This window comes from Agathobaculum faecis (assembly GCF_014287995.1).
GTDB lineage: Bacteria > Bacillota > Clostridia > Oscillospirales > Butyricicoccaceae > Agathobaculum > Agathobaculum ammoniilyticum.
Window position 1 is genome coordinate 1 of the sequence record NZ_JACOPL010000028.1, and the last position, 12,679, is coordinate 12,679.

Consider the following 12,679-nt stretch of genomic DNA (forward strand, 5'->3'; position numbering starts at 1 on the left):
ACTGCACCTTGACCGTGACCGCCGAGCTGGGCATTTTGAAGGTGTATTTGCCGTTGCCCTTGTCGGTCAGCGCGATTTCCTTTCCGGTCTTGTCGGCTGTTGCGGTGATGCTCTCCACCGCGCCCTCCGTGGTGATCGTGACCGTCTCACCGGACGCGGCCTTGTCCTTGTTGGAGTCCGCTGTGCCGCTGCCGTCGGTTTCCACATAAATAGGATATCTGCTGCTGGTCGTACCACTGCTATTACCACCGCCATTGCTGGAATGGCCAGGCTTCCAAGTTATCATATAGGTAGAATAGCAGCGAGCATAAATAATGAGTGTTCTCCCGTCATCCGCCAGTTCGATACGCTCCCCATCACTGTTCGCCTTTTCGGTCAGCGTTTGCAATTCACTTTCATGGATGCGATAAACAGTATAACTGTCCTTATCTTGCAATTCCGGTGTTAACGGGATCCGCGTCTCCAGCAAAACTCCTGTGTCCTTTACATTTTCGATGCTTTGCTCTGGAAGCTCCGTTCCATCCTGTGCCCGGACGTTTTTTTCAATGGATAAGTCCAGAATCAGCCCGATATTGGTGTCCTGGTCATGCCTTTTTACCTGCTTATACGCTTCATACGCCTCACTTTCCGAAACGTTTTTTGCAGTCATGCACACTTCTACAACACCACCAGCCTGCACAGTCCTGCTGTCAGCCACAGTGTATAACTCTTCGGACGCTTCTTTTGCCGTAAAGACGGTTTCCAGATTACCAACTGTTAACCTCGGCGCATCCTCCGCCACCCTCACTATAGAGTTTGTTTTCCCTTGCGGCATCTCAATCGTAATACTGTTCTCATCTTTTCGGATCTCCGCCTGGATAGTCATGATAATCCCATTATAGCTTCCTACCAGATTATAGATACCGGCTGAAACGCCATCAAAAGAGAACCTCCCTTTGTCGTCTGTCACAGTTTCAGCGATCACCTCAGCCCCCAGTTTCAATGTTACGGTTACATGCGCTATTGGATTCTCAGTCTCATCGGTGACAACTTCGCCGCCTATCTGGAATACCGGCTCCCATTGCGCCTCAAAGACAACGTCTTCCGCCGGCATCATAAACAGGCTGCCTGGGTAATACCATACACCGTCCCACACCCAGCCAGTCAGTTCAAAGCCTGCACGCTCTGCATCTGGCAGCAGTACCACAGAGCTGGCCGCCAGCCCCTCCTCCTTGGGAACACCCTCCGTTCCTTCTCCCGTATAGGAAACCGAATAGGTGCGGGCTTCCTGCTCTGTGATAGTCAGTGTACCAATTTTTCGGGCTGCGCCATCGGCGGCATCTGTGTGACGATAGTTTTTGTCTGTCAATTTCGCCTGGATCGTATATGTGCCAACTGCAGACGGCTCTGCAACCAGATTCCCATTTTCATCCCAATAGGTGATTGCATACTTATCAAACCCTCCTATGCTGGGGGATATTTTGGCATATACCGGCTTCCCTGTGTACTGTACAACGTTATCCGTTACCTCAAAAGCCACCGGTGCCTGACGGATTGTCAATACCGCATCTGGGTTTGTCAGCACATAGTTTTCAGCATTTTCCCCTGTTAATTCCGCCTGCAAAGGGTATATTCCCGCATCTGCCTGCAAGGGAATCGGTTTAAGCCCGCAATCCTCTCCTGGCAGGACGCCGCTAAGCCCTATTACGTTTTCAGGTTCCTGTCCGCTGTAGATTTGTTCCAACCCTCGCCAGATAACCTGCACTGGTTTTCGGTTTATCCAAAAGGAGCCGATGTTCTTCTTATCCAGTCCACCTTCAAATGCAAAGTTTTTGCTTGTAAGCGTTACCATAACATCGTAACGTCCCGCTTCCGTCGGACTGTATACCACTTTCCCAGCCTGTTCATAGCTTACTGTGAAATCCTCTCCCACAGACGGAGTTTGTCCAACAGTCTGTGTTACCACTGGCTTTTGAGGCTTTCCATTATATGTTGTCTCGTCTGCCTGAATAGCAAAGGACACAGTTGCCGGCCGGACAACCGCTTCAATGCTGTCCGAAGACTTCGCGCTTTCGCCGGCTGCAGTTGCCACAGTCACGGTAACCGTATATGTGCCGGAATCGCTTACATTTGTCAGTTCCAGGCTACTGCCTTCATTCTCCAGCGGGATACCGTCTTTTTCCCATTCGTAGTGATAGGTCACTCCCTTTTCCAGATGGCTTGCTTCTGCAATCAGTGTGATGGCAGGTTGTCCGGTATATGCTGTCTCTGCAGCCGGCGTAGCCTTCAGCTTCACCTCCGGCCCTGTTAACTCCCATTTCGCGGTCAATTCAATATTTTCGGTCACGCCTGTACCAAATTCATACTCTGTACCGTCCTTCTGCCATCCTGCGAATTTGTATCCAGCACGCGAAGGATCCGCCGGTTTCACCGCCTGTCCACCATTTACTACCAGCTGCGTGGAAGGCACGCTGCTCTCACTGCATGTAAAGGTTATTTTGTGGACTGTCACTTTCTTCTCTGCAGTTTTCCCTGCGCCGCTCACTGCTTTGAATATGTACTCGCCCGCCTCTAAAATCTTGTAGCTTCCTTCTACAGGCTCGCTGCTTTCCGTTCCATGAGTAGCGCTGATGGATACGCCCGAAGGACCGTTGGTTGCCGTTATCTTCAGGGAAAGCTCTTCGCTTCCCTTTTCTCCTCCGGTAATCGAAAGAATAGGCGTAGTCATATCTACCATAACCGGCTTTTCGCTCCAACCGGAGGAAATATTGCCAGTCCGATCTTCAGCCCGGTAGTAAATATACCACTTTCCATTCTGGGCAATAGTGATTTTACCGTTCTCAACCGTAAATAAATCACTGGGCGGTGTCCCCTTAGTTTCTGCTATCGCATACTTGAGTTCCTGTATGCTGCTTTCGTTATCTTCCGCTGTAATGGCAATTTCCTGCTCCTCACCTTGCCAGTCATCTGGAATGTCGCCAATCGTTATCTTGGGCGCTGTAACATCAATTTTATCGACCAGTACCCTGTATTCCTCTGTATTACCGACGTTATCGGTGGTCCTGACCATATATGTTCCATTTGTCTGCGCGACAAACTGATAACCGCCGCTCTCATCAGCCCCGATTTTACTATACTCTCCATCTTCGGTTTTCCATTCCACGGATGCAATACCGCTGCCGCTGTATCCTGTCACTTTTCCAGTCGCATCCACTTGCTGCGACTGGTCATCCGTAACGGATATCTCTACCGTTTTGGTTTTTGCCCATCCTTCGGGTACGGAAATATCCACCCATGGCGCTTCATTATCAATTCTGTTGACCACCACGCTTTTTTCTATCATTTCACCGTTTCCGACCTTGACGCCAACTGTATACCGGCCGTTCTTTGCCGCCCGTATTTCTCCGACTGGTTCATCCCTCACAACGGGCTGATCCGACGGATACACTTCAAAACCACTTTCCGGCGCTGATACATTCCACTGAAGCTTCACCGGCCCCTTTGTCCAGCCCGAACCACTATCTTGAAAGGAGAATTCAGGAATTTCGGTTGTCCCGGGAGCCGGCTCCTTTACAACCGTATATGGCGTCTCGCCGGCCGTTTCAATCACCGCATTACCCGCCTTGTCGGTTGTACGGATAAAGAGATACAGCTTTGTCTCCTTTTCCTGTGCCGCGGTATAAGTAAAGCTGTAGCTACCGTCTTTCAGTACAGCTTGTGTCCAACCACCCTCCGGCGCATTGTTTTGTTCAACAAATACATACTCTACCTTTTCCACGCCAGACAGGTTGTCCGAAGCCGTTCCGCCAACCGTAATAGCATGATAGATGATTGGCTCATGGACTTCCTCCTGCTCCTCCCCATCTTTCACAGGCGTATAGACATCCTCTGCTTCCGGCGCGCGGATCGTCATTTCCGGTTTCACCTTATCGATGCCTGTCACTTCTGCCTGCTTTGTTAGAACACCGTCATCCGTTTTCAGAGTAAAAGTATATATCCCGTTTTCTTCGGCTTCAAGCTGGCCGGAGCCATTGTCTCCTGTCACCGTCCCTGTACTCCCGTTCGGTCCGGTATAGGAAACAACCTGATCCGCCGGCTTCCAGTCTACTAAAATCTTCCTGCTCTGTTTTGTCCATTCCGGTGTGTCCTCTGCCTTTACCTGCAACTCCGGCGCGATATAAACAGGAGGTATCCCTCCCCCCGTACCTGAATGCAATGTGAAAGCCTCACGGGCATACGATGTAGAACCGTTTATTTTGTTGGTTGCCAGCACATGCAGATAATATGTTTTGCTTTCTGCCGGCTGCTCCTGTACGTCAGCGGACAGTGTTGCCGCTGCTTCGCCGGAAGCGCCTGTCAGCCACGCTACGGGCATCTGCGTTTCCGTACTCCACCGGTACTGGAGGCTGGTGGCATTGGTAGAGGATATTACCGCAGAGAGCTTGCTGTTATCCTCCGCAATGGCCTTTTCGCTGACTGTAATAACCGGAACCGCTGTATCCACATTGCCGCCGGCGTTTCCCGTCTCTGAGGATGTACTCGTTCCCTCATCATCACACATATCCCTGATGTCTTCAGCGCCCTCAATGCTGTTTATTGTTAATGCTCCATCTGCTGTGTCTGAAATCTTTCCCGTGAAGTAAAGTACATTTGTATCTGCACCGCCGGCATAAGAAAAATCGCCCCAACTGGTTTTAATTTTTAATGCCGCCTCGTTGATTGCACTGTTCTTCTGGTCCACGATCTCGTCAAAAACCAGGGAAACCGTAATCTGATCCCCGATCCGGTAGCCGTTCTCTACTGGAGCTACGCCCAAGAGCTGCGGCTCCGATGTATCGCCAATACGGAAATAATGTATCTCGTTTTGTGTCTCCCAGTTGTCGCTGCCACTGCCGCTGGCCGCGTAGCTAATGGTCACCTTGTCCTCGTCCAGCGGCAGAGGAATGTAGCTTTTCCCGCCGTCAATCCCCTTTGCCCATCGCTCGTTCCACTCGGCGTTGTCCGGATTGCTGCCACTGCTGTCCGGCAGATAATATTGGGCGGGCGTCGTATTCCTCTTGCTACCGCCATGCTCAAAGGTACAGGCATAGCGCGCGCCGCCGGTATTTGCAGGGGGTGGGGAGCCGTCCCAGTTCCCTTCGTAAGGCCAGAAACTGATATCCTGCCGATCGTTTCCCGGCGTGACCTGCATATGCTGATATCCGTCATCAATCTCTTTCGCCTTAAACTGCATCTTATATTGGAGTTCCGCGCCTGTCAACGACCGCCAATAACCAGGGGTTGTCAACACACTTGTTATATCAAGCGTTTCTCTGTCCGTGCCTTCTTTCCCTTCCGCCCAGCCCAGACCTCCGTCGTCAGTATTATCGCCATGCTCGTGACTGCTACCTGCTATCGTTTTTTCAAAGTCATTAAAGATCCTGCGGTCAACCCTGTGTTCCTGGTCCACTGTCATCGTGCGCTGCGCGCGGCTCCTGCCGCTGTCGATGGTGGCGCCGCCATCGAATCGGTAGATCTCCAGCCAGTATATTCTGTCTGCATTGGAATACTGGGTGGCCTGTTTATCCTCGAAAGCAGCCGAAGCTCCCTGTTCTGTGACCGTAACGGTCTCTTTTTCTTCGCCCTCATCAAAGTCCAGCTTTCCGGATACGCCGGTAAAATGCGTGCCGCTGACTGCCGAGCCGCTCACCGTCCGGTAATAGACAGTCTGCGCACCCTCATTGCCTCCCGCACGGCTAATGGTAAAGGTGTTGCTTCCATTATTCTCAATGGAAAAGACACCGTATTGTGGCGCTCCTATGCCAAAAGTTTTTGTGTCGCTGTAGTAGATTCCTCCATCGCTTGTTTTGACATAAGCTCTGGCATAGTAATTTATACCCTCGGCGATTTTATCAGCCGTGGCAGACAGCGTTCCCCCTTTCTGCGTCACCGGAACACTTGTTTTTGCGCTGCCATTGTTGACACTGAGCGTAGGGTTCTGCATGCTGCCCCATACAAAGCCTGATTCCGTGATCGTCAGCCCGCCAGTATATTTCAGGGTAGCTTTCAGTGCATACGTCTGGTCATCTGGTCCCTCGGGATTTTCCATCGTCAATTCCAAGGGCTTGGGCAGAACGGTGACCGTAATTGTTTCCGTTGCCTTGTTACCCACCATATCGCTGGCAGTGACTGTAACCTGCTTTTGACCGCTGGATGCAGCCAAACCCTTTATCCCCTCCCAGACAGTCCCGTTTTCATCCACCTTAGTATTATCTGTAATGGATACTGCAGCTTTGAGGTAGGCTTCCACCTCTTCATCCGTTGTATCCTCATAAACGGACGGCACATCGCCAGCTTTGATCTCAGGCGGCTCTTTATCTATATTGTCCACTTTAACGATATAGTTGTCTGTCAGCTTCTGCCCATTCCATGTATAGTTTACAGTAAAGGTATATTCGCCGTTTTGGGATGCTGAGTAATTTGCGCCGTTGCCGTCAGGCCCGATAATTGTGATCCCCTCGCAGCCCATAAGGTCATCCACGGATACGTTAACCGTTACATTTTGTTTCGTAAGTGAGGAAGGAGAAAGCGTATGCGTCAGAATCGGAGCGAAGTTCGGTACTCCGTTTTTCAGACGGAATGTAACTGTGTCCATTGCTTTGATGTTTTCATCATCATCTTTCAGCAGGCCCACCACCTTATATTCGCCGTCTTCTGAATTCTTGGGGATTGTCAACTGAACAGTTTCTGTTTCAGATGCCTGTCCAAACGCCGCATCCAGCGCATCCCCCGCTTCATTCAGCAGCGTATATTCTGTATGATACACCGTATTTCCGCTTTGCTCGATTGTGACAGTGGCGGGAACGGTCACCTGGGCGGTGCCAGTCGGCGTTCCAAGCGTAAGGTCAAAGCCGGAAATGCTGCTGTCCTTGCTGCCGCCATCCAGAATCACCTGTATCCAGTCTACCTCCACGCACCACCCCTTCGCAACGGTTATGGAAATTGTATTCGTGCCGACGCGAAGCTTTTCCAGCGGGATTTCCAGCACGGTTGTATTCCATGTCCCGTTCGTGCCAGACAGGTATCCAATGTTCTCATTGTTGTACGTTGTTTTGCCATAGAATAAGCTAGAAAACTGGTCACATTCCTGATCCATAGGCAGAAAAATATCATCGTTTAAATAGACAAAATCATTTTCCCCATCTTCTTCGTCCACATCGTATGCCTTGATAGCTACAAAGGCGCTTTGCGTCGGCAATTCACCCTCCTGCAGTTCAAAGGAAAGTTCAATAGGCAGCTTTTTGTTTCTAAAATCCAGGTATTTGTCCATATCCCCATCCGGCTCTCCCGTATGGGCGTTATTCTGATTGTCCTCCCCAATAATAATTGTCTGCGGGTGCTGTTCTTCCCACACTGCGTTCGGCTGTATCGGGGGCGTGATTCCATATTCGCTGACCAGATCACTCAGAGTAAGAGCGTCCGGGGTTTCCTCTCTGCCCTCCTCCATTTCAGACAAAGCCTCTGGCTGGTAATGGTATGGGCAGCCCAAGTCCGCACAGTCTCCTACGGTATCCCTGATATGCTCCAGATCCTCAAGCTTGACGAGCAGTTCTTCCGGAACCTGATCAATGTCGCCTTCGTTCAGCTCCTCCAGAACGGTGCGGGCGGCCGCTATATCCTCTGCTGGGGCATTCCGCCAATCCCCGTCCAGCGTTTCCGGAACCGGCAGGGCTTCCAGCATGTCCAGAATTTGTTCCACATCTGCCTGCGGAGCCTCTTCTTCCTGCTTTTCTTCTTTGGGTGCAGTATAAAACGGGCAGTCTGGGGCATGGATAAAAGCGCCCTCCTCCTGTTGGATGGTGCAGGTACATTCTGCCTGTTCACTTCCCGAAGCCTGCGTCAAATTTCCCTGTTCATCTGCTGCTAAGGCGGTGGGCGCAAGCATTGAGAGTACCATGCACAGGGTTAGCATCATGCTGATCAGTCTTCTTTTCATGTACTTCCTCCGATATGTGCTGTAATGGTTTACAAGGATTTTGTGGTAGGAAAGGGGTATCCCTTTCCTACCAGGAGGGGCGTCCCTCCTGAAGATTTAATTAGCATTTTCTAAATCTGCTGCTTACTTTTCCAGTACAAGTCAGACATCCTTTCTTCCCGTATATCACTTGCTTCAGCTGCTCCTAACATTTCTTCCTCTAAAAAACTGCAAAATCGCTTCTTTCATTATGCTCATAATATAAATTATGTACTATAGTGCTATTGATTTTATTATAGCAAAGCGCATAGATGTTTTGAGAATATATGCAAAATTGGATTATAATTATTCTGATTTGGTTCTTTGTCCAATGAAAAAAGCGATACGCACCTTTTCATTAGGTACATATCGCTTTTTATTACCTGACATGATATTGGGACCTCTAATTAAAGCTGCTGTCTTACTATCGCGTTAATCCTATAATACGACACGGAGCGAGAACCGCCCGTTTACAGCTTCATATTGGCAAAAAGCACTATATTTCTCACAAAAATTTGCAATTGTTTTCGTCCCCAGGCCGTGCCCCTCTTCGCAAGCAATCGGGAATCCATTTTCATCAAAACGGATCTCCCCAGCATACGGATTGCTTATTTCAAACATAAGCGCCGGACGACATATAATCTTACAGCAGATACATCTCTTCTGCACAGGTAAAGCCATATTGGCATGGATAGCGTTTTCAATAGCATTCGCAAAAACAATGGATAATTCAGTCTCATCCACAGGCGTACAATCTGGAAGCGAAATATCTGCCTGCACTTGGATACCCTTCTGTTCGGCCTGCCCAAAATAGAAAGAAAACATTGCGTCTATTACCGGCGGCTGGCACCAGTGTTTAAGGGGCGCTTCATGCAAGTGGCATTGTGTACTGCTGATAACGTTTAACGCCTCTTGTTCGCATCCTTTTCGGATTAACTCAGCTATTGTCTGTAGTTGATGGCGAAGATTATGCCGTTCTATGCGTACCTCGTCCTCCGCTGCGGCCATTGCAGCTATACGATCTTTTAAGGCTGATATCTGCAAGGCTTCCATTTGAGCGGAATTCCTGCTCTCGGTTTCCTGATGGGTAACTGAAAAAAAGATCATCAACAGGGTGTATACACCTGCCATCATCAGAGAAAGGCTCACTTTCAAAACCGTGCTGCTTTGTTCGGTTCCCGCATATCCTGGAATCAGATAAAGTGTGATCCCATAGTATGCTCCCAGCACCAAACACATGAGCCCCCAACCGTGGTGTACCTCCCATAGCATCTTGCGGAACATAGGACGCAGGTAGTGCCATACAAAATATATCACGGCAACAGAAAACAGGCTATAGGAAACAATCCACGCCAGGGTGTTAAATCCTGACAAATAGTAGACTAACGCCGCCCCGTGCTGAATAAAAAAGCAGAACAGGATTGCTGACAGAAGTTGGAACAACAGTCTCCAGCCCCTGTATCGCCCAATCCAGGTAAAGAGGATAAAAGCCGGAAGATGGACGACCAGCGTATAAAACTGTACAGCAATATCCTCACCCCAAACTACTGCAAGGAACGACAACGTGCCTATCATCAAGACGACAGCCATGCTGATAAGCCACGCTGTTTTTCTTACAAAAAAGCGGCTCTCCACAAAAATACTTACAAGAACCATGCCAATGACTGTCGAAACGGACAGCACTCCCAGCACCGGCATTAGCGTTCCCCCTCCGTCAGCCAGTACCCACCCCATGCTGCTTTAAGGGCAGCCGCGCCCCTCCGTGGAACAGTAAAACTGATTCCATTGTCCAACACAACATTTTGTCCCGTAATTGCAGATATCCGCTGAAGGTTACATACAAGGCTGACTCCACAAAGGTAAAACCGCCTATCAGCCAACAGAGGTGTCATCACCTCACGGAAGGTGCTTTGAAAGGTTAAACTGTTCACTGTTTCTTCTGTACAATAATACTGAACACTGTGTCCCTTCCTCTCTGCCAGCAAAATCTGATCCAGCAGAATGCATCTCTGTCCTTCAGACGTCTTAATTACAATTTTTTCTCTTCTCCGCCTGTTTAGTTTTTCGGCAGCCTTGTCCAGCACAGAGAACAGCACTTTTCTTTCCACCGGTTTCAGCAAATAGAAAAAAGCATTGGTATAATAGCTATCTACAGCATAATCCTTGGAGGAAGTCAGGTAGATGATTTCTCCACCCGCACCTAACTCTCGCAACTTCAATCCGCTCTGAATACCATTCATCTCCGGCATGATAACATCTAAAAGATATAGGTCGAACCCTCCTCTTTTTTTCACCGCATCCAGCAATGCCTTACCATTTTCAAACAAGAAAAGCTGTCCTGCCAGTTGGGGTCTTTCCCCTAAATAGTCCGTTATCCATTCTTGGATAGTCCGTCTTTCGCTTAAACTATCATCACAAATAGCAACATTCATTGCCGACCTCTCTGTTCTATCCCAAATTGCCGTGGATTTTCAATCCTGATCATAAGAGACTCTTGTATAACTACAAGAAGCACCATTATATATTTATTAGAGTTATATATAGAAAAATAACACAACCTCAAATTTGTGTCAACAGTTCGCCATAAAACGAGATTCCCACGGTAAAGTGCGCTATCCCAACAGACTCCTTGTCTGCTTTTGTAAAATACGAACTGAACGATGGGTTGGTGGTGAACAGTTTTTTTATGGCTGACGATGCAAAGCAGCGTGAAAAGATGGCCGGCGAGTTTTATGCACTCGCACGCAGAGAGGCGCAGGAGTACCAGGAGAAGGCAGCTTACCTGATAGACAGCGGCTGCCAGAGCGCAGCCATCATGGAGCGCTGGGTCCGCCGTATAGAGGATCTGAAGGAGAAAAAAACAGCGCTACGAGGCGCTGTTCCAGAAGGAGCTGACGGAGACAGACGAGGAATTTCATTCCCTGCAACTGTACCAGCAGGAATTGCAGATACGGTCCCAGGGGATACGGGCTTTGAAAGCAGCCTGAAAGCACACTCTATTTATAGCGTATACCGAAAGGAAAGGCGTGCATAAGCACGCCTTTCCTGAATAATAAGTTCCATTTATATTTTTTAGTACCTTAGCTAAACCGGCTTCAAAGGGGTTTCTTGTAATCAGGCAAGCATACCTGATTATTTTCAATTCAAGCAATTAAACAGCTTTTAATACGCGTGGAGCTGCATTACTAAGTATGGATGTTATACCATACTCTCATATAATGATAACGCTTGTATTTCACGCCTAACTCGAAACAACCACATAAAAAGAAAGACCAGCGCTCCCGCTTTGATCCTTCTTTTTACATAGCTTTCAGAGCGCAGCTATCTGCCGCACGCGTCTGTAGTTCTTACTGATACAACTGCCGGAATTGCAAAGGCATTCGTGGATATGGGCTTTGAAAGCGACCTAAAGCACGTATACAGCTTGTTAAAGCCGGTTTCCAATCCCTATGATAAGGAAAATCAGATGCCTCACTTGAAAAGGCGTGTTTAACCCGTATGGTTAAACACGCCTTTTGCAATAACGCATTCTGAGTTCGTAGCAACAAAAAATTTCCCCATGTCTGAGGTGAATAGCAGTGAGGCGGCCGGTCTCATCTTCCGTATTTCGTCTTTCAGTGTTCTGCCTATCAGGAATTGATTTTCCCTAACAATAATTTGACTGTCATCGCCTGTGAGTTGGCGATAAAAAGTGAGCCAGAACTGCGCTCCAAACGTTTCCACTGTAGATAGTACGAGATCCATTTCGTCTAATGCAGTATCTCCATAAATCATTTTTGCTACTTTCATCATAAATGAACGCTCAATACCGGAAATTACGGTCTTTTTACGTCCACCAGTTTCATAAACGATTCGTTGACATACCGCTTTCCCAAAGGAATCCCCATTGTAGTTTGAGCTCACAATTTTTGATCGGACTTCAATGTTCAGCGTTACGGAAAACAGCATATTGATTTCTTCTTCTAATGCCGCCGCATTGACGTCGGCCTTAATTGGCTTGCTGAACTCCCCTTTCCCAACGATAGCCATATCCGCTGTTGTAATATGCTCCAGCAGCCAGCCAATCCCTGAGCCTACAAAATCCCAGATATCTTCTTTGCTACAGGCTCCACTCTCCATAAGCTTGTGGTATCTCGTAAGCTGGCATTCACGGAAGTCATCGTGCTGCATTTTATGCAGGGAATAACCTTCATAACCAATCTTTTTCATATAGGCCTCTTCATGTGCAGCATGCTCCAGGAAGTATCCATTTAAGTACTTTAACCCTTCACGCAAGATGAACATTCGAATCCCTTCTTCATCGCCGCGTACCCGCAATCTATTTAATATCTGCTCTGCTATTTGGAATAATTTCTTATGTTCATTATCAAATTCAGCTATTCCCATTAAATAATTATCGCTCCATGCTATCACACTTTTCCACCCCTGATTTCAATTAATAAAAGCTATTATATTAATATTTTATATCCATACTATTAAAATCACATTAAATATGTCCAGTTTTTTACGGGCCGTATTTTGTGATGTGGAAAGCCGCCCATTTTCAAGGGCGGCTTTCGGAAAGAATGAAAGAGCGTCTTTCACTGAAAATGAAAGAGCATTTCCATGATAACAGAAAAAATTGTCGAATGGATAGGAAGCTTGTCCTCTGCAAGCACCTGCGTAAACAAAAGACAGGGAAAGCCGTCTATCGGCCTCCCTGCCCTT

General features: G+C 48.2%; 7 protein-coding genes. 2 read left to right on the top strand and 5 right to left on the bottom strand.

Annotated features, from left to right (window positions below; all coding sequences use genetic code 11):
• On the bottom strand, positions 1 to 7,507 hold a 7,507-nt coding region (locus tag H8S45_RS15005; protein WP_186950444.1), incomplete at its 3' end, for an InlB B-repeat-containing protein.
• Between the two features lie 30 nt (positions 7,508 to 7,537).
• On the opposite strand from H8S45_RS15005, the gene H8S45_RS15010 reads away from it, so the two are divergent.
• Positions 7,538 to 7,885, top strand: coding sequence for a hypothetical protein (locus tag H8S45_RS15010; RefSeq protein ID WP_186950447.1), 348 nt, complete (start codon positions 7,538 to 7,540; stop codon positions 7,883 to 7,885).
• Positions 7,886 to 8,410: 525 nt separating this feature from the next.
• Here H8S45_RS15010 and H8S45_RS15015 read toward each other — a convergent pair.
• Positions 8,411 to 9,670: a sensor histidine kinase gene (locus tag H8S45_RS15015; RefSeq protein WP_054328436.1), complete on the bottom strand. Its 1,260-nt coding sequence runs from the start codon at positions 9,668 to 9,670 to the stop codon at positions 8,411 to 8,413.
• Positions 9,670 to 10,404 carry a LytR/AlgR family response regulator transcription factor gene (locus H8S45_RS15020; RefSeq protein WP_054328437.1) on the bottom strand — a complete coding sequence of 245 codons (735 nt, stop codon included), beginning with the start codon at positions 10,402 to 10,404 and terminating at the stop codon, positions 9,670 to 9,672. Before H8S45_RS15020 ends, H8S45_RS15015 begins: the two co-directional genes overlap by 1 nt.
• A gap of 197 nt (positions 10,405 to 10,601) precedes the next feature.
• Here H8S45_RS15020 and H8S45_RS15025 point away from each other — a divergent pair, with 197 nt between their 5' ends.
• Entirely contained in the window at positions 10,602 to 11,006 is a 405-nt protein-coding gene (locus H8S45_RS15025) for a DUF6744 family protein (RefSeq protein ID WP_147574588.1), read from the top strand.
• A 455-nt stretch (positions 11,007 to 11,461) separates the two neighbouring features.
• Here the strand turns inward: H8S45_RS15025 and H8S45_RS15030 are convergent, their stop codons facing one another.
• Complete coding sequence (locus H8S45_RS15030) at positions 11,462 to 12,385, bottom strand: bacteriohemerythrin (RefSeq protein WP_082397416.1); 924 nt, start codon at positions 12,383 to 12,385, stop codon at positions 11,462 to 11,464.
• Positions 12,386 to 12,433: 48 nt separating this feature from the next.
• The coding region (locus tag H8S45_RS16055) for a hypothetical protein (RefSeq protein WP_207724517.1) at positions 12,434 to 12,679 on the bottom strand (246 nt) is incomplete at its 5' end.

Excerpts from the sequence above, each read along its gene's own strand:
- H8S45_RS15010 (WP_186950447.1), top strand. The coding sequence starts at position 7,538 with ATGCTCCAGATCCTCAAGCTTGACGAGCAGTTCTTCCGGAACCTGATC.
- H8S45_RS15015 (WP_054328436.1), bottom strand. The coding sequence starts at position 9,670 with ATGCCGGTGCTGGGAGTGCTGTCCGTTTCGACAGTCATTGGCATGGTT.
- H8S45_RS15020 (WP_054328437.1), bottom strand. The coding sequence starts at position 10,404 with ATGAATGTTGCTATTTGTGATGATAGTTTAAGCGAAAGACGGACTATC.